17 protein-coding genes, 1 pseudogene and 1 riboswitch are annotated in these 18,818 nt (G+C 42.8%); of the genes and pseudogenes, 12 read left to right on the forward strand and 6 right to left on the reverse strand.

Going from position 1 to position 18,818, the window contains the following annotated elements; all coding sequences use genetic code 11:
- The 6 genes and pseudogenes from H6G03_RS32965 to H6G03_RS32990 all read left to right on the forward strand — a co-directional run.
- Positions 1 to 499: pseudogene (locus H6G03_RS32965) on the forward strand (histidine kinase dimerization/phospho-acceptor domain-containing protein); the annotation flags it as partial.
- A gap of 14 nt (positions 500 to 513) precedes the next feature.
- Positions 514 to 2,331, forward strand: a complete 1,818-nt coding sequence (locus H6G03_RS32970; RefSeq protein WP_190474368.1) for a putative bifunctional diguanylate cyclase/phosphodiesterase — start codon at positions 514 to 516, stop codon at positions 2,329 to 2,331.
- Between the two features lie 59 nt (positions 2,332 to 2,390).
- Positions 2,391 to 3,506, forward strand: coding sequence for a hybrid sensor histidine kinase/response regulator (locus tag H6G03_RS32975; protein ID WP_190474370.1), 1,116 nt, complete (start codon positions 2,391 to 2,393; stop codon positions 3,504 to 3,506).
- Between the two features lie 90 nt (positions 3,507 to 3,596).
- Positions 3,597 to 4,283 carry a lecithin retinol acyltransferase family protein gene (locus tag H6G03_RS32980; RefSeq protein ID WP_190474372.1) on the forward strand — a complete coding sequence of 229 codons (687 nt, stop codon included), beginning with the start codon at positions 3,597 to 3,599 and terminating at the stop codon, positions 4,281 to 4,283.
- 11 nt (positions 4,284 to 4,294) lie between these two features.
- Entirely contained in the window at positions 4,295 to 5,068 is a 774-nt protein-coding gene (locus tag H6G03_RS32985; protein ID WP_190474374.1) for a glutathione S-transferase family protein, read from the forward strand.
- A gap of 154 nt (positions 5,069 to 5,222) precedes the next feature.
- Positions 5,223 to 5,771: a Uma2 family endonuclease gene (locus H6G03_RS32990; protein WP_190474376.1), complete on the forward strand. Its 549-nt coding sequence runs from the start codon at positions 5,223 to 5,225 to the stop codon at positions 5,769 to 5,771.
- Here H6G03_RS32990 and H6G03_RS32995 read toward each other — a convergent pair.
- The 4 genes from H6G03_RS32995 to H6G03_RS33010 form a co-directional block, all read right to left on the reverse strand.
- Positions 5,720 to 6,778: a DNA cytosine methyltransferase gene (locus H6G03_RS32995; protein WP_190474378.1), complete on the reverse strand. Its 1,059-nt coding sequence runs from the start codon at positions 6,776 to 6,778 to the stop codon at positions 5,720 to 5,722. The genes H6G03_RS32990 and H6G03_RS32995 overlap by 52 nt on opposite strands.
- Positions 6,753 to 7,256, reverse strand: a complete 504-nt coding sequence (locus H6G03_RS33000) for a GNAT family N-acetyltransferase (protein WP_190474380.1) — start codon at positions 7,254 to 7,256, stop codon at positions 6,753 to 6,755. The genes H6G03_RS32995 and H6G03_RS33000 overlap by 26 nt, the downstream gene beginning before the upstream one ends.
- A 108-nt stretch (positions 7,257 to 7,364) precedes the next feature.
- Complete coding sequence (gene bchD / locus H6G03_RS33005; protein ID WP_190474382.1) at positions 7,365 to 9,371, reverse strand: magnesium chelatase ATPase subunit D; 2,007 nt, start codon at positions 9,369 to 9,371, stop codon at positions 7,365 to 7,367.
- 220 nt (positions 9,372 to 9,591) lie between these two features.
- The gene (locus H6G03_RS33010; protein WP_190474384.1) at positions 9,592 to 9,903 is read right to left on the reverse strand and encodes a DUF1830 domain-containing protein; all 312 of its coding nucleotides are present in this window, start codon (positions 9,901 to 9,903) and stop codon (positions 9,592 to 9,594) included.
- A gap of 281 nt (positions 9,904 to 10,184) precedes the next feature.
- Positions 10,185 to 10,338, forward strand: a riboswitch (cyclic di-AMP (ydaO/yuaA leader).
- Between the two features lie 83 nt (positions 10,339 to 10,421).
- Here H6G03_RS33010 and ntrB point away from each other — a divergent pair.
- The 5 genes from ntrB to H6G03_RS33035 all read left to right on the forward strand — a co-directional run bounded on the left by ntrB (position 10,422) and on the right by H6G03_RS33035 (position 16,183).
- A complete protein-coding gene (gene ntrB / locus H6G03_RS33015; protein ID WP_190474385.1) occupies positions 10,422 to 11,273 on the forward strand; it encodes a nitrate ABC transporter permease in 852 nt (283 codons plus the stop codon).
- An 89-nt stretch (positions 11,274 to 11,362) separates the two neighbouring features.
- Positions 11,363 to 12,793 (forward strand): ABC transporter substrate-binding protein, encoded by a 1,431-nt coding sequence (locus tag H6G03_RS33020; protein ID WP_190474393.1) that lies wholly within the window; start codon positions 11,363 to 11,365, stop codon positions 12,791 to 12,793.
- 270 nt (positions 12,794 to 13,063) lie between these two features.
- Positions 13,064 to 13,903, forward strand: coding sequence for an ABC transporter ATP-binding protein (locus tag H6G03_RS33025; RefSeq protein ID WP_190474387.1), 840 nt, complete (start codon positions 13,064 to 13,066; stop codon positions 13,901 to 13,903).
- Positions 13,904 to 13,938: 35 nt separating this feature from the next.
- Entirely contained in the window at positions 13,939 to 14,610 is a 672-nt protein-coding gene (locus H6G03_RS33030; RefSeq protein WP_322112018.1) for a universal stress protein, read from the forward strand.
- Positions 14,611 to 14,845: 235 nt separating this feature from the next.
- Positions 14,846 to 16,183, forward strand: coding sequence for an ArsB/NhaD family transporter (locus H6G03_RS33035; RefSeq protein WP_190474389.1), 1,338 nt, complete (start codon positions 14,846 to 14,848; stop codon positions 16,181 to 16,183).
- Between the two features lie 56 nt (positions 16,184 to 16,239).
- On the opposite strand, the gene H6G03_RS38445 is transcribed toward H6G03_RS33035, so the two are convergent.
- Positions 16,240 to 16,455: a hypothetical protein gene (locus tag H6G03_RS38445; protein WP_191056755.1), complete on the reverse strand. Its 216-nt coding sequence runs from the start codon at positions 16,453 to 16,455 to the stop codon at positions 16,240 to 16,242.
- A 572-nt stretch (positions 16,456 to 17,027) separates the two neighbouring features.
- On the opposite strand from H6G03_RS38445, the gene H6G03_RS33040 reads away from it, so the two are divergent.
- Entirely contained in the window at positions 17,028 to 17,585 is a 558-nt protein-coding gene (locus tag H6G03_RS33040; protein WP_322112019.1) for a GAF domain-containing protein, read from the forward strand.
- A gap of 378 nt (positions 17,586 to 17,963) precedes the next feature.
- Here H6G03_RS33040 and H6G03_RS33045 read toward each other — a convergent pair whose 3' ends face one another.
- The gene (locus H6G03_RS33045; protein ID WP_190474391.1) at positions 17,964 to 18,311 is read right to left on the reverse strand and encodes an SH3 domain-containing protein; all 348 of its coding nucleotides are present in this window, start codon (positions 18,309 to 18,311) and stop codon (positions 17,964 to 17,966) included.
- Between the last annotated feature and the right edge of the window lie 507 nt (positions 18,312 to 18,818).

Raw genomic sequence — 18,818 nt, forward strand, 5'->3', positions numbered from 1 at the left:
TGTCAATTTTTACAATACATTTGTACTATCCGTGGGTAGCGATCGCACTCCTGCAAGTGCCTTAACAAAAGTTCATACAGTGTCGATTACTTTTGTCCGACTACTTAAAACAGAACGGGAAGATGTGCGTTTGGCAATGGAACTGGGAGCTGATGATTATATTACTAAGCCGTGTACTGCAACTGAATTACTGAGTGCGATCTCCAGCAGACTCAAAAAACAAGCTATCTATATCGAGCAATATCAAGAGCAACGAAACAAAGCTAGAAGTTTACAAAGAAGAGTCCAAGATCTCCAAAGACTTAGTAACAGTAAAGAAGAGTTATTGCAGAAACTTTCTCAAGATTTACGCGATCCATTATCTAACATCACGATGGGGATTCAAATGCTCAAATTAGCTCCAACGGAGCAAGCACGGGCTCACTATCTAAAAATTTTGCAACAAGAGTGCGCCCGTGAAATAGCCATTCTCAATCAATTAACCAGTTTGCAAGATTAATTAATCCCAAAAAGATGTCAAATCACAACACCTTAATTTCCACAACAGCCAAACCGGGCACGAAGATCTTAGTCATTGAAGATGATGAGCTGATTCGAGCGAATATTATAGATATTTTAGAGGCGCAAAGGTTTAAGGTCATTGCCGCCAAAAATGGTCGCTTGGGTATATCTTTAGCTCAAGAGATTCTGCCCGATCTAATTCTTTGTGACGTAATGATGCCCGAACTAGATGGTTACGCTGTTCTGGCAGGGTTACGTCAAGATCCTTTGACAGCAGTAATTCCGTTTATCTTTTTGACTGCATTGGCGGATAGAGCTAATACTCGCAAGGGAATGGAGCTAGGGGCAGATGACTATCTGATCAAACCGTGTAAACCACAGGAATTGTTAAATGCGATCGCTACTCGACTCGCCAAGCAAACTATTATTACTGGAGTTTATACTACTGCCCTTAAGCAAGCATCACAACAACTGAATAAATCCCGAAAATATGATAGCTTAACCGAGCTACCGAATCGACTTTTACTAGAAGAGCGCTTTAATCAAATTATAACTTGGAATTTATCTCATAAAAAACAATTACCAGCCGGTTCTAAGCAACTTATTTCTATTTTGTATCTGAGCTTAGATAGATTTGAAAAAATCGTTGAATTTTTAGGACATTCAAGTTGCGATTTATTACTAAAAGCTGTAGCCGAGCGGTTACATAAATGCGTTGAAGAAAGCAATACAATCGCTCGCTTAAATACGGATGAGTTTGTCATTATTATAGCAACGCCACAAACCAAAAAAGGAATTTCTAAAATAGCACAAACTATTATAGATGAGCTTTGTAAACCTTTCCTAATAGAAAACAATAGCAAACTTATCATCACCGTTAGCATCGGCATTGCTTTTTATATGTGTGATGGAGATGATTTAGAAAAATTACTGTTATCCAGTTATAAAGCTATGCTTAAATCCAAGGAAAACGGAGGAAATTTATACACATTTTATCGCAGCAGTTTCCAAATAATAACTTCTGAAAATCTCGCTTTACAGACTAGCTTAGGATATGCTTTAGAGAGAGAAGAACTTGAAGTATATTATCAACCGAAAGTCAGCCTACGTACTGGGAAAATTGTCGGTGCAGAAGCTCTTTTGCGATGGAATCATTCACAACTAGGGATAATCTCGCCTGCTAGATTTATTCCCATTGCCGAGGAAACCAACTTGATAGTTCCTATAGGTGAGTGGGTCTTGAAAACAGCTTGTCAGCAAACAAAAGGATGGCATAATGCTGGGTTCTCCGATTTGCGGATAGCCGTAAACATATCCGCACGGCAGTTCAATCAACCAGACCTATATTCTAGAGTCTACCAACTATTAATAGAAACAGGATTAGATCCAAAATACCTTGAGCTTGAATTAACTGAAAGCGTACTTATGCAAAATACAGAAGTCAGCATTGTGAGATTGACGGCTTTTAAGGCGCTAGGAGTACAGATTGCCATTGACGATTTTGGGACGGGGTATTCTTCTTTGAGTTATCTACAACAATTTCCATTTGAAACGTTGAAAATAGACAAATCTTTCATTGGTAAAGTTAATAGCGACCCTAAAACGAAGTTGATTACCAAAAATATTATACAGATGGCTCACGATCTCAAATTAAATTTAGTTGCTGAAGGAGTAGAAACGCAAGCAGAATTAAACTTTTTATATTATAATGATTGTGATGAGATGCAAGGTTATTTATTTGACAAGCCTTTGAATGTACGTGACTTTGAAGAAAGATTGTTAGCGGGGAAAAGTCTACAAATATTGCCAGCTAAATCAGATTTAGATTAGCGGTCTGTAAATTCTAGCTGTCGAAACAGAAGTAAATTCTATTTATTGAGGAAGAAAAAATGACAAAGATTTTGCTGATCGAAGACGAGCAAGCAATTAGAGAGAATATCTTGGATCTGTTGCAAGAGCAAAATTTTGAGGCTACAGCCGCAGAAAATGGCTTAAAAGGTATTCAGACTGCCAAAGAAATTAGGCCAGATTTGATTATTTGTGATGTGACAATGCCCGATCTAGATGGCTACAGCGTCCTACAGGCATTGAGAGGTGACTCAACTACAGCGATGATTCCTTTCATTTTTCTGACAGCTTTAGCTGATAAAGCCAATACTCGCAAAGGTATGGAATTGGGAGCTGACGATTATCTAACTAAGCCATGTCGGCCAGTTGAATTACTGAAAGCAATTGAGACTCGATTGGAAAAACAAGCACTGATCGAGCAAAAACAAGCACAAAAAATGGAAGAATTGCGTAATAATATTACTTTTTCTCTTCCGCATGAGCTACGAACTCCATTGAATGGAATTCTGGGATTTTCAGAGATTTTACTTACGGAACTAAATCGGCCAGATCTGCTTGAAATTAGAGAAATGGTTGAGCATATTCACGTTTCTGGTCGTCGGTTATATCGATTAATACAAAACTTTTTGTTATATGCAGATCTAGAGTTAATCGCTAACGTACCAGAGCGCATAAAAATGCTACGCAGCCACTATACAGAAAGCATCGATTCAATTATTGCAGAGCGAGCGATATACCAAGCAGAACAAGCAGAGCGAAGAGCCGATTTGCGCTTACAATTGCAAGATGGTCAGGTCAGGATGTCTGCTCAACGTCTGAATAAGTTGGTTGAAGAATTGGTGGACAATGCGTTCAAATTCTCTGAGCCTGGAACGAGAGTGGATGTTGTCACTGAAGTAGACAAAAATTCGTTTATTTTATCTGTAAGCGATCGAGGGCGGGGGATGAAAGCCGAGCAAATTGCTAATTTGGGAGCTTATATGCAATTTGAACGCAAACTTTACGAACAACAAGGCTCTGGATTGGGGTTAGCGATCGCCAAGCATTTAGCCGAATTACATGGAGGTACTTTAACGATCGAGAGTGTACCCAATCAAGAAACAACAGTTACAGTCATACTGCCAAAGGACGACCCATATACTGAATCTAATAATTGAGCCAAAATAGATTGCGGTATAACTTCAAAAATTTATTAAGTAAAATTTTTGAATAGTTGGCAATACTGGGAAGAGTGAAACTAACGACTTATGGCACGAGGCGATCAAATTTATGCGATTCGACAGTTTCTCACGATTGAAGGTGTTTACCAGCATCACGGTATTGACTGCGGCGATGGAACTGTGATTCACTACCGCAAAACGAGCGCTACCATTGAACGCACTTCCATTGCTACGATGGCTCAAGGTTCAAAAGTTTATGTAAAGCAGTACCAAACTTGTTTCATTCCCGATGTAACGATCCGTCGTGCTGAAAGTCGTTTAGGCGAACAAAAATACAATTTGCTGTTTAACAATTGCGAACACTTTGCTACTTGGTGCAAGACCGGTGTTAGCTACAGCCAGCAGGTGGTAGATTTTATCCCTATGCTGGCGAATATCAATGTTGATAGTTTAGCCGAACCTGTAGGCCGATCGCTCAAGGAAGCCAAACAAGATGATGCTATCCAGTTAGTCGATCGAGCCCTCTCCCAAATTCGAGTTACTTGGGATACAATTCAACCTCAGTACACTCAAGAACTCAAGGAAATCGATGTTTGGCAACGAGTTGCGATACAGGCGCTCAAACAAAAGCGGGAAGACTTAGCACGGGCGGCACTTCAGAGAAAGCGGGAGTATAAACAACGTGCCGAATCACATCAGGAAATGCTACAAAAGCTAGCGAAAATGACGGAAACGCTCCTCTTAAATCAGCAATCTTGGCAACAGGTTCAATAAAGCTATACATCATGAAAGAACACAGCCTCGATCGATCGCCATCTTACCGATTAATTACTATTCCAATTAGCCATTACTGCGAGAAAGTCCGCTGGGCATTGGATTGGCTAGAAATTCCTTACATTGAAGAACGCCACGTACCCCTTTTTCATCGACTCGCAACTCGTTCTCTCGGTGGCAAAAGCGTTCCGGTTTTGGTAGCGCCAGAGGTTGCTTTAGTCGATTCAACAGATATTTTGCATTACTTGAACGGCAAAAATGACGGAAGTCGGCAACTTTATCCAACGGAATGGAATCTCCGCCAGGAAGTTGAAAAATGGGAAGAATTATTTGATAGCCAGCTTGGTGTGTCCGCGCGATGTTGGGCATATTTTTATCGCCTTAATGACCGGGAAGCCATGCGTCGAGGTTGGTGCGAAGGAACTCCCCAAATAGAGCAAATGGGATTTGCGATCGCGTTTCCCTTAATGCGTCGCATCGTGCAAAAATCATTGAACGTTACAGCCGCTTCATCTGCCACTTCCTTAGAAAAAATTAGAGAGATTTTTGATAAAGTAAGCCAACGCTTATCTGATGGTCGTCCCTACTTAATTGGCGATAAATTTTCCGCAGCAGACTTGACTTTTGCCGCCCTATCCGCTCCCACTTTACTGCCTCCAGAACATCCTATGAAACTGCCTCAAATAGATGCGATTAACAGCGAAATGGCAACAACAATCAAAGAATTCAGAGAAACTCCAGCAGGAATTTATGCACTTCGTCTTTATCGAGAACATCGTCATTAAACGTAGGGTGGGCATTGCCCACCAAATTGGCCGTCACCCTTCTCCAGACAAAATGGTGGGCATTGCCCACCCTACAAATTATGTTTGGTGAGGGCAATCAAAGGTAACCTGATGCTATTTTTGTACTAAGTGCTAAACAGGAGAGCAAATAGCCATGATCGCTTCTACACTTGCACCCCAAATATCGGAGGTTTTTTCACTGGAAGATTGGATGCAAAATCCTCCAGATCGTAAAGAATGGGTAGATGGGCAATTAGTGGAGAAAAACGGAATGACACTCAAGCACAGTCGGATTCAAGCCAAATTATCTACCTACTGGAGAAATTACAAGGATTCCAGCGGACAAGGAGGAGAAGTTTATACAGAAGTACCTTGTCGAACTAATAAACAGGGACGTTATCCTGATGTTGCATATCTGACACCAGAATTGCTCGCCCAATTTGGCGAACCTGCTGTACTTCCCCAAAGTTTCCCGCTAATTGCTGAGATAGTTTCACCTACAGATTTTGCAGAAGAGGTAATTGCTAAAGCACAAGAATACTTGCAATCGGGTTGTCACGAAGTTTGGTTGGTGTTTCCTGATAATCGCTGGATTATTGTAATTACTCAAAATCAACGACTTGTGTTTATTTCTGATGAGGTAGTTAGCACTCAGACTGTTTTACAAGGTTTCAGTGTAGCAGTAGATGAGTTATTAGCTTGAGGGAAAATGAAAGATTTTAGGATATTTCGATCGCCACTATCTAAATACGTTTTTACAGAAGAAGCTAAAGCTTTCGCTAATATTGGTGGAACTGCATTACCAATCTGGTTGAACTGGCTATTTTCAGAACCTTTAAATTTAAACCAATCTGGGAAACTCTGAAGTCGCGCACCTTCTCTAACTGTCAGTCTTCGCCTGCGTCCGTCGGCTAAACGTATTCGTAACATATCGCCAGTCGCACCGCATAAATTACGACAAGTAACAGTTCTAGAAGGCGCATCAAGATGCAAATCTCTAGGTTTGATACATTTGGATGCTATCTCATATTTTTTAACATATTCATCCATGCTAGGAGTAAGAAATTTTGATTCTGGTGGGGCAGAAAATGCCAGTTCTTCTAATGCTTCTCCAGCAGTGTAGGGCGATTTGAGATGCGTTTTTACAGGCCATTTCCAACCGCCTCTGTGCGCCACGCAAAAAAGCCGTTCTCTTTTTTGTGGAACTCCATAATTGGCAGCATTTAAAATTTGCCATTCCACAAAATATCCTAGTTCTTGCAAAGCGATAACAATTTCTTCAAAGTATGCTTTGTTGCGGAATAGCATTCCCCGCACATTTTCAAATAAAGCAATTTCTGGACGATAGCGCTTAACAGCAGAAATAAATGTTGGGAAGCCATCGCGACTATCTTTTAGTCCTAGTTGATGTCCGCCGACGCTAAAAGGTTGGCATGGTGGCCCTGCAATTATTACTGTTGCACCATCAACTAAATCTGATGAGGGCATTAAAGTAATATTATAACATAAATTACGCAGATTGTGGCTATAAGTTAAGCAGGCATCTTCTAATATTTCGTAGCCAACGGTTTGAAAACCTGCGGCTTCAAAACCAAGGGCAAGTCCGCCGCAACCTGCAAATAAATCTATCACTAAAGGTTGATTGCCTTGGTTTGGGGAAAGTTGAAGTTCTTGATGAATGAAGTCAAGGTACGGGAGTTTGTTTTGCATCTGGCGATATTTCCGATCTGCGATACTGCATAATGGTTACAGAGATGATTGGGATTAGTTTAGCAGCTATTTGAGTTAAGCCAAACTTCCATTTTAGCGATGATGATAACTCTTGCCAGGAAACAGGTACAAAACCAAAACGTGTATAAAAATCTGCCAATTTTTTACCTACACATTCCAGATAAAGCGGTTGGGTTGATTGTTGGATTAAATGTGTGACTAAGTAGCTACCCAAACCGCGATCGCGCCAATTTGGTGCAACTACTAAACTACCTAATTCTTGCGCTTCGGGAAAAGAGCGCAGTTGTCCGCAAGCTACTACAATGTTATCGCATTCAATAAGCCAAAATTGTTGCCAGCGTAACTGGGTAGGATCGAGTTTCGCACTTAATACTAATTTCCGAATTGCCCAGATGTCTCTAGCACTTGCTGGGCGAATAATACAACCTGGTGGTAGGGAATTAGAAGAAGTTTTCATGGCTTAACAGTCTCCAGCGACATGAAAATTGCCGATTTTCGATTGCAGGTTTTAGGTTGAATTTAAATCGGCAATCGAAAATTTAAACTTTGCAATTTCCAGTTCCCATTATCGAGATTTCATATCTGCGATCGCACTCCTAGCTACCCCAGCAATAGCTTGGTCTGTTGCTTTGGGTAAGTGATAGTATTTGCCGCTAGCTGTCTTCGCCAATTCTTTCGCAAATCCAGTGGAAATAAACTTATTTTCGGTATCGATAACTAACAGTTGAATTCCCAAACCTCGAATTCGCGCCGCAATTTCCAAGAGCTCGTTTTTGATATCCGGTTTTTCTCCTTCTGGCAAAGGTTCGCCTAAAGAACGCGCTAGAGGAATATTCCCCCGACCGTCGGTAATCGCTACAATTACTACTTGACCGATATCGCCAGACATTTGTGCGTTCATCCCCACTCGCACCGCCTGAGTTAAACCGTGTGCTAAAGGAGAACCGCCACCACAGGGTAACAGTTCCAGACGGCGACGCGCTAATGCAATGGAACGAGTTGGAGGTAACAGCACATCGGCGCGTTCTCCACGGAAAGGTATCAACGATACTTGGTCGCGATTTTCGTAAGCTTCGGTCAACAGACTCATCACCGCACCTTTCGCTGATTGCATCCGGTTGAGCGCCATCGAGCCAGAAGCATCTACAACGAATACTACCAGAGAGCCGGCTTTGCGTACCAATCTTTTCGATCGAATATCTCCTTCTTCCACAATTACTCGTCGATTGGGTTGACGTTCCCGTCGCGCTTTTTGGTAAGGTGCAGCTGCGCGTAAAGTAGCATCGACGGCAATTCGTCGCACCCGCCCTTTTGGTAACATCGGTTTAACGTAGCGACCCCTATCTTCGGAAAAGATTTTGCTGCGAGTCCCTGATTTTCCGCGACGTTGCGCCATCTGTGCAAAGTAAAGCACGGTGGGGTCAAGAATTACTCCTTCCGGATCGAAAACAAATTCTTCCGGGATACTAGCTTGTTCTTGTTCCGGTTCTTGAGGATTTTCTTCTTCTTCCTGGTTATCCTGTTCTTGTTCGGATTGGTCTTCCGGTGGTGGTGGCGGTGGCGGAGGTGGCGGCGGTTGTTGTTCCGGTGGCGTCTGCACAATTGTCGCTCTCGGAACTATTACCAGTTCCACTGCACGACGCAAATCTTCAGCTGTAACGTTGGTGCGTCCTTCTAACGCAGCAGCAGCTTTGGCAACTCGCACGGCGAATAATTCCGCTCTATGTCCCTGTACGCCGGCGCGAATGGCTTCTTCTACTAAATATATGATTTGATCGTGGCTGATGTTAACTTCTTTGAGCCATTCTCTGGCTAAGACGATCTGAGTTTTGAGGTTGTCGATGTCTTCGCTGTATTGTGCGAGGAAATCTTGGGGATTTCTGGAGTATTCTAGTGCTTGCTCTACTGCTTGCACTCGATCGTCTAATCCCAATACACCATCAGCTGAAAGGGTGATGGCAATTCTGTCAAGTAAATGTTCTCGCAGCGTTCCTTCTTCAGGATTGTAAGTGGCAATGAACAGTGCTTTGCAAGGATGTTCGACGCTAATTCCTTCCCGTTCGATGAGGTTGCGTCCTTCCGATAATACTGTGAGCAGTTGGTTGGCAATTTGGTCATCTAGTAGGTTAATCTCATCTACGTAGAGTACGCCTCGATTTGCTGCTGCTAATAATCCCGGTTGAAATACCGAACTGCCGCGTTTGACCGATTCTTCTACATCAACTGAACCTAACAATCTGTCTTCTGTGACTCCCAAGGGAATTTGTACGAAGGGTGCGGGAACAACTTCTGTCTCCACAAACCCGGTTTCTTGGAGAAACCGGGTTTGTGACCCCGCCTCGTTGGGGTCGGCGTTGCAAAAAGAACCTTTGACGACTTCAATGGGTGGCATGAGTGCGTGCAAAGCGCGTGCCATAACGGATTTGGCTGTTCCGCGACGACCTGCGATCGCTACTCCCCCCAACCCCGGATCGACCGCCGCCAGCAGCAGCGCTAGTTTGATCGCTTCTTGACCGACGACGGCAGCTAGAGGAAATGTTATATTTGCCGTTGTGCTAATGAGGGCTGGCATAGTTTTGTGCTTTTTTAGTCCAGCTTTTCAGCATATCGCAGACTTTGCCTACCCAGCGCGGTTACTCCCTTTCCGCTCAAAGAATATGTATTGCATTAGGGGGGAGTGGGGGAGAAAAGAACAACAGGTAACTTGCGATCGATCATCTTACGGCGGGAAGGGAGTAATTTAACTGCGAAACTTTGTTACACACAGGCGATCGTCTCTGCCAAAATCTCTCTCAAAGACAAATATAATCCAAACTTGCCTGGTTGGGTGGGTTTAAAATGGTGCTTTCTTCGTTGACCTGGATGCGATCGCAAAGCTGCACGATCGATAAATTTTTCTGCCCATCCTTGCAGCTATAAATTTCCAGTACAGCATTTGGCACCGCTTCAAAAAATAAGCGTTCTCCTGGAAAAATAACGCGCTCGTACTTCAAATTGGGAATATTCCTTAAACGTACTATTTGAATCTGGCTAGTCTCGTTGATGTAAAAACAGAGAATGCGATCGGCGTTTTCTAAATTCTGGTTAAACTGTGTTTGTGCCATATCTGTTAATTGGCCCACTTTAAAATGCCTATTTTATCTTCTTAGTATTGAATGTAACTGATAATTCTTCCCTCTAGATCGGTCTGAGGAGTGACGATATTGTTAATTTAGCCTGTAGGCATAAATACAGTAGCCCAAACGTAGATTTCTCCTTCGTTCCGACAAGGGAACTCTTAAGCACAAGGAGGATTCTTTTGCCAAACCAACTACTTATGCCTACACCCTATGTCTTAGGAGAGGTTGATTTCTTCCAGCTTGCAATGATAGAATGAATAAAATTTTGAGTAAGTCAGCCTAATCCAGATTTTTAAACCTGGAGCGGAGGAACCACATTTTGGGGCGTATTTTTGCCTTTTTTAGTCAAAATTTGGCAGAAAAGGACATCTCTCAGTCCTAGCCCGTCAGCTAACTTCGTAGGCATTGAGAGGAGACTGAAGAGGCAGCTTTTTTTAAAGTTCTGACCTCATCAGTGTCCCCGGCTGGTACTGCTCAGCATTCTTGTACCTGCTTCTGACACTATGGCTATACAACTAAATTTGTCTGCGATCGCGGTTGCCGGACAGGCAGCCTGGAGACGCGCAAAACCGATCGTTCTGCGAGATGTCGTAATTTTACCTACCCTTGGTTTTTTGGGGATTATCGTCCTGTGGTGGGCGGTTGCCCTTGCCAATCACGAATTGATGCCCACCCCACCAGAGGCATTGATTGCTAATTTAGACTACATTTTAAACCCGTTCTACGAACGCGGCCCCGGTAATTTGGGAATTGGTTGGTTGTTGCTGGCAAGTTTAAGACGGGTATTGCTAGGATTTTTGTTAGGTGCAGTTGTAGCGATTCCCTTGGGTTTTCTGATTGGGATGTCCAAACCCGCTATGTTAGCGCTCAATCCCATCATTCAGATTTTTAAACCAGTATCGCCTCTAGCTTGGCTTCCCATCGCCTTAGCTATCTTCAACTTGGCAGATCCATCGGCTATTTTTGTAATTTTCATCACATCTTTGTGGCCAACGATTATTAACACTGCCCTCGGCGTTTCCAGCGTTTCCAAAGATTATATAGATGTGGCAAAAGTTTTGGAAATGCCAAGATGGCGGCAAATTACCAAGATTATTTTGCCAGCAAGTTTGCCCTATATCTTTACGGGATTGCGAATCAGTTTGGGGATTGCATGGCTGGTAATTGTTGCCGTAGAAATGCTCACAGGCGGTATCGGGATCGGCTTTTTTGTGTGGGATGAGTGGAGTCGTTTAAACCTGAGTTCAGTATTTTTGGCAGTGCTGGTAATTGGTTTAACTGGGCTACTGCTTGATTGGGCTGTGGGCAAAATTGAGGTTTTAGTAACTCGCCGCCCTACAACTGTTTCAAATTAGGCAATAGTCAGGGGTCAGTAGTTAATAGCAACGAACAACTGACCGATGACAACTGATAATTAGCAATTACCAATCGGTGGAGTTAAATGATGATTGACACCGACAATAACTATTGGAGTCGTCGCGATTTTATCAAAGGAATAGGTGCGGCTGCTGCGGGAATGGCACTATCTTCTTGTGCAATTTCAGGCGATCGATCTGCCAAAGGACTCACCCCAGAAGCTTTAGCAGTCGAACCTGTCGTAGATCCCAAAACCTTAGAAAAACCGAATCTCACTGTCGGGTACGTGCCGGTTAATGACTGTGCGCCATTTGCGATCGCTTGGAAAAAAGGCTTCTTTCGCAAATACGGTTTAAACGTCAAACTTAACCGCGAAGCTAGTTGGGCAACTTCTCGCGACGGCATCATTTTTGGACGCCTCGACGCCTCACCCGTCGTATCCGGTGCTGTCACAAATGCCAGAATTGGAGCTGAAGGCGCACGTCACGCACCTTTATGTGCGGCGATGACAATTCACCGTCACGGTAACGCCATGACGATGAATCGGGCAATGTGGGATTTCGGTTTGCGTCCTTGGCGGGATTATAACGGCGATTTGGAAACTTTCGGTCGCGATTTCCGCAACTATTTTGACAAACAACCAGCCGAAAAAAAAGTTTGGGCAGTAGTACTCAGTTCGGCTATTTACGAATACTTTGTTCGTTACTTATCTGCTGCTGCTGGTGTCGATCCTTTTAAAGAGTTTCGCATCATTATTATTCCGCCGCCACAGATGGTGACAAACGTGCGAATTGGCGCAATGCAAGCTTACATGGTAGCGGAACCTTGGAACACGCGGGCAATAAAAGGTAATGAAGGAGTTGGTTTTACCTTCGCCCAAGGTAGAGAAATTTGGTCAGGGCATCCCGATCGACTTTTGGGCGTGATGGAAGATTTCATCATTAAATATCCCAAAACTTATCGTTCTCTGGTGAAGGCGATGATCGAAGCTTGTCAGTATTGCAGCAAACCGGAAAATCGCCCAGAAGTTGCCGAATTGATTACAGATCGATCGTTTACGGGGGCTAAGCCAAAAAAAGGTGCGATCGATAAGCTTACCCGTCCCGCAATTGTTGGGGAGTACAACTATGGCGGCTTTGATGACAAAGAGCGTATCCTCAATTCACCTGAAACAACACTTTTCTTCGATTTACCACCCAATCTTGCCAGAGAGCCGGGAGACCATTCCACATTTCTATGGCAATCGGAAAGTATTTGGTTAATGACTCAGGCAGCTCGTTGGGGACAAATTAAAGAGTTTCCCAAAAATGCAAAAGAATTGGCTGCGAAAGCTTGGAAAACCGATCTTTATCGCGAGATTGCCACAGAAATGGGTATTCAATGTCCCGCAAGAGATGAAAAAGTCGAACCCGCTGAAGCGTTCATAGACAAAAAAGCTTTCGATCCTAGCGATCCGGTGGGTTATCTTAACAGTTTTGAAATCCGAGCAAATGCACCAACTCGCTTTTTCATGTCTTAATTTTTTTGTCATTTGTCATCATTCATATCGTGCCCGGTTGCATCATTTGCTAAAAAAATCGCACTCTTATCTGTGTTCATCTGTGTTCATCTGTATTCATCTGTGGTAAAAATTTCACCCTTGATGCCAACAGATAATTTCCTGGATCGCTCATGTACAACCAATGCTACCGGATACGATCTCATTAGTTATTTGGTGGTTCAAGTAGCAAATGAACCATAAGGAACGAGCAACCTATCGAATAAGTCAAAACCATTTGAGGACTTTACCATGATTAAACCGACTTCCGTTTCTACCAATGCCTCCGAGCGTTCGTTACCCCGCCAGGGATTTCTGGAAATAGAGAATTTATTCAAGTCGTACCGGACTGCTGATGGGGGTGAATTTGTAGTTTTAAATGGCATCGATCTCACCATCGGTGAAGATGAATATATCTCCGTAATCGGTCACTCTGGATGTGGCAAATCAACACTGCTCAAAATTGTGGCAGGTTTGGAAAAACCGACTTCTGGAACGGTGTGGTTAGATGGCAGAGAAGTTCGCAAACCGGGAAGCGATCGCATGATGGTATTTCAACATTATGGGCTGCTACCCTGGCTAACAGTGCGCGAAAACATCCGTTTGGCTGTTGATGAAGTCCTCAAAAATGCTACCCGCGCCGAAAAAATTAGTATCGTGAACGAACACTTAGCGATGGTGAATTTAAATGCCGCAGCAGATAAATATCCGGATGAAATTTCTGGTGGGATGAAACAAAGAGTTGGCATTGCGAGAGCCTTGGCGATTCGACCTAAAATGTTACTGATGGACGAACCTTTCGGGGCGCTGGATGCGCTGACTCGCGGTAAATTGCAGCGACAAGTTCTCAATATTTGGGAAAGCCATAAGCAAGCAGTAATGATGATTACCCACGATGTCGATGAGGCGATTTATATGTCCGATCGCATAGTCTTGATGACGAACGGCCCTGCTGCTACAATAGGAGAGATTTTAGAGGTGCCTTTTCCCCATCCCCGCAACCGTCAGGAAATCCGACAGAGTAAAGAATATTTTGAACTCCGCAATCACGCCTTGAATTTCCTCGATCGGTATTTTACCCAAGACGAGTAGATTACACCATTATTTCCTTTAAAAGGGAGAAGCTTGTGAACATCAAATCAATGTTAATGCGACTGCAAAGCTCATTAGGTCGAGATGATTTATGCGATCGAATTGTATTGTTGCCACAACCAAAAAAAACAGTTATTGCGGCAGATGAATCATCAAATTCGCTCACTTTAGTTGTAGGGTATAATGGCTCTCCCAAAAGCCACGCGGCTTTAGATATTAGCCTTTTAATTGCTCATCAAACACGTTTGGCTACGAGTAAGCAAGTCACAGTTCAAGTTGTCTACGTTCTAGAACAAAATCAAAGTAACCAGCGCCAGGATATTTTCAGGAAATCTTCAATTGATGCGATGTCAATAGAGTTTTTATCAGCCTCTGGCTCGAAATCGGGCACGCCTGTATTAACTCGAACTAAACTCAAAACATCGATAGATTCTTGCTCGCTCAAAGAAACTTTTTCTGAATACTATTCTTTTGAACAAGCGGAAAGTATTTTATGGCAGGCACGCTGTCTCGTTGAGGAATGGCGGGATGCTTTCGCAGCCCATCTTCGATTCGGTTCTGTAGCTACAGAACTGAGAAAAGTTGTAGAATCGAAATCCGCAGATATACTTTTCCTTGGCTGCAAATCTTCCGACGAACCTATCGTGCAAAAACTAGGTTGTAATTTCCCCTGCGCCGTGTTAGGAATTCCCGACACTGTTGATTGAGTACTCATTAGACATCTCCAAAAATTCTTGTGGGGTAGGCATCCTGCCTGCCTTTAAGATTCTTTTCTGGAGATGTCTATTAAAGATCGAACATTGGCCAGAAAAGTTTGTAATGTTTGTGCTTGCCAACATTACAATCAGCCCCAAATATTATTTTTTTATTACGCCACCTTTACGCGGGTGGCTTTTTTTTGTACGATGCGATCGAGTATCTAACTCAGTAGAGGGGTAGTTCGTGGAAAACTGGCAAGCTATTATTGCTACTTTAACCTTTGTCGGTGTAATTTTCTTAATCATGACTGAGTGGATACACCTAACGATCGCTGCCTTTTTAGGGGCATTGATATTAGTTTTCGCTCACGTCATGACTTTAACAGAAGCTATAGGATACATCGGTCAAAGTCATGCAACACTGAGCTTATTCTTCGGAGTAATGGTACTCGTGCGATCGTTTGAGCCAACCAAAATTTTTGATTACTTAGGAACTCAAATAGTTTTGTTGGCTAAAGGAAAAGGCAATCGCCTACTTTTAGGTATTGTGGCTATTACCACTCCCATTTGTGCCTTTTTACCAAATGCCACCACCGTAATGTTGCTAGCACCTTTAATTCCACCTATAGCAGAAGAAGTAGGTGTGGATTTTGTGCCCTTGCTGATCTTAATGGTTTTTATTGCTAATAGCGCTGGCTTGCTAACAATTGTTGGCGACCCCGCCACTTTCATTGTGGGAGATGCAGTCAATATTAGCTTTACAGATTACCTAGTTCGCTTGAGTTTGGGAGGTGCGATCGCTATTTTCACGGTGATAGCTATTCTCCCATTTTTATTCCGCCCAATATGGCAGAAAAATTTAGACGACCTAGAACATTTGCCACACCCAAAGATTAATCATCCCCGCGTTTTAGCAGTTGGCGCATTAATAGTGGCTTTCGTATTAATTTTCTTCGTCATCGGAGAAATGCTGCCGACCCCAATTTCTCCAGCGACAGTTGCTTTGTTGGGAGCAGTTTTAGCATTGCTACTTTCACACCATAGCAAAATAGATTCTGTCAATAATATATTGAGGGATGTTGACTGGAGTACATTGATATTTTTTATGTCTATCTTTGTGCTTATTGGGGGGTTGGAAAAAACTGGTGTAGTTGGCAGTTTATCAGGATTATTGGCAATAGTTTTAGGCAAAAATATTGCGTTTGGCTCAATAGCTATCCTCTTTTTTGTCGGAATTATATCGAGCGTCGTTCCCAATATTCCGCTTGTGGTGGCGATGGTGCCATTACTCAAACAATACGTAGTTAATGTAGGCTTAGTAAGCTCAGAAGTACTATCCCCAAACTTTCAAGGACAGTTCCCACCAGAAGTGCTACCGTTATTTTATGCCATGATGTTCGGTGCAACTTTAGGAGGAAACGGTACGATGGTAGGTGCTTCTTCCAACATCGTAGCGGCAGGAATTTCCGAACTGCACGGACGCCGAATTTCGTTTAAAACTTTTCTGAAATACGGCTTACCTGTGATGACGCTGCAACTGATAATGGCAGCATTGTATGTGATTGTTCGCTTTTTAATCTAGGGAAAGTTAGAAGCGGCGATTTTCATCAGCAGGAATACTTACTCTCCATCTCGATCTCAAGCGGCGGCTGAGAGGTCGTCGACAATTTTCACCCGTCCTTTGAGTACGGCTCTCAGCAGTCTGTTGAGAGAGCATCTGTCTTCTTCATCCAAGCTTTCATCGAGGATAGCTGCTAGGAGTCCGTAGCGATCGGCTACCGTAAGAACACCAGTATCGGTAACAGAGGCGAGAATTTCAGAAATTGCACCGGGAAGAAGATTTACTGGGTACATCATGGCAGTGGGTTGAACCCTACATATCTAATGTGCCGTGTTTTCGCCAAGGCAAGTGCGATCGCTTCGATAACTAACCTGTGAGAATTACTGGATTTTTGAGTGATGCAGCCTATCACATCTCAGTGATCTCAATTACAAAGCCGATGCCAAATGCCCAAACTTGGATGCCTTTACTCACATCGGCTCTTGCGTACATGGTGTGATAAGTAAAGCTAATTTATGACGCTAATCTTTGCTGTGTAAGCATTTCCATTCCCAATGCCCAATCCCCAATGCTCAAAAAAGCGGTTTTCCACACTAAGTACGGAAGAACCAAGCTAATTATGAAAAATCAATCCTTCTAAAGCTCTCTGTGTTTCGCTTGATTTTATCAGAAATTATTTTAGTTATACATATACAGTAGTTATTAGAAATAAAAATAGTTCTGTTATTGCACTTCTTAACATTTTTTTAAGAACTGTGAAAAACTTCGCCATAACACTTTAAGTTAAGACGCTCGCCAATTTGAATACTGTTTTGAGAATTGGAAAGGCTATCATAACAAAAGCTGCAAATTCTCTTGATTTAGCATGAGTTACCATTCCGTGCCAAATAACTTCGATAAAAACTCAGACTCCAATCCCACCGTGCCTTACGGCGATCCTGATATGCGAAGATTTGCTGACCGTCTTGCTAAAACTCTAGAACGGGATGCTTTAATTCAACAAACTACAGATGAGCTGAGAGAGTTTCTGCAAGTCGATCGCGTCGTCTTATATTACTTTTATCGCGAGTGGAAAGGTCAAATTACCTTTGAATCCATAAGTTCTAAGCAGTTATCGATTTTAGGATCGACAGGCCCGGACGATTGTTTTGATGATGAATACGCACAAATGTATCTGGCGGGAAGGATGAGAGCGATCGCAGATATAGAATCAGAGATCGTCAACCCTTGTCACCGAGATTATCTCCGCAGTATGCAAGTTCGCGCTAATTTAGTCGCGCCCATTCTCAATTCCGTCAGATTGTGGGGATTGCTAATTGCTCATCACTGCAAAGAAGCTCGTCCCTGGTCATCTCCGGATATTGAAGCAATGAAAAAAGGTGCAGAAACCTTAGCAAACGCTCCGGCAATCCGAAATAGCTGATTTGTAGAGACTGGTTATTTCTAGTCAATTATTCTAATTTGGACACGGTATCATCAAATATTTTTCGATCCAAAGTTTTGATTATGCCGTGTTCAAAGACGCATTTTTATAACAAAAAATATCCAAGTTAGTGAATATATAATAGAGTTTTTACAAACTCAATATCGGTATAGCGATATTTAATAATATTTCTGCATTAAGCATCTTTATTTGCCTGGGTATTTGCTAGAAAAACGGTTTCTAAACTTGGCGCACGGAAAAAACAGACTCCCTTCCACAGAGTCTGTTTTAATTGATGATATTCGAGCGGAGCGATCGCACAATTTTCATGGTAAAATTTAAGTGCGATCGCTCCTTCAACTTATCGGCGAAATTATCTTATCGGCAATAGCTCAGATAGGCTCCAGATACATAACCGCTAATTGGGCCAGTAACTCTTACCCAACCGTTGGAGCTATAACCGCTAATTCTGACACGAGTTCCGTTGTATAATTTGCCGACAATACGTCCTCCTGGAACTCGACGGACATTCAGCCGACCGCCATTTGTACTAACTCGGCGACAGTAGCCAGCACTAGCAACTCGATATCCACTTCCGCTTCCGCCATAATATGTTGTCACTGTGCGCTCATAACTGACGCTGCGAGCTACTACTGTACTGGCACTCGCCGCAGAGGGAAAACTAAATCCAGTCATGCCTACAGACAATAAGGCCATGACAGCCATAGATTTTAATGTTTTCAAGAGTTTCATGTGGTCAAATCCTTCTCTTCGCAAAAGATAAAAATTGAAAAATCAACTTCGCTTACCTTTCCAGAGCCTACTCATTCAAAACAGGAAATTTTGGAAAAAATTTTAGTTTTTGCTAATCTTGTTTGAGAAACCCGATCCTCACAAGACCGCTGCGTAAGCTCTTGTTTGTATTCTCGGAAATCAGAAGCAGGTTCGGCAGTACCCTCTCCGGGTACTTTTCTGCTAAGTTTTAGGTTGGGTTGAGAGAACTTACTGTAGAGACGTTTCATGAAACGTCTCTACATTCAAAATAAAAGGGGTTATGCGAGTAAGGGGAGGTCGAAGCATTCGGATATAAAATCTAGCGTTTTGAGCGAGCGATTGTCGCCCGAATGCTTCGCCCCTACAAATCTACACAACTTGGCTCAACCCAACCTACAAAGAATGGTTAAAAAACCCGGTTTCTTAAAGAACTGGAGTTTAGACTATCGCACCCCAGGT

The sequence above is a fragment of the Aerosakkonema funiforme FACHB-1375 genome, from assembly GCF_014696265.1.
Lineage (GTDB): Bacteria > Cyanobacteriota > Cyanobacteriia > Cyanobacteriales > Aerosakkonemataceae > Aerosakkonema > Aerosakkonema funiforme_A.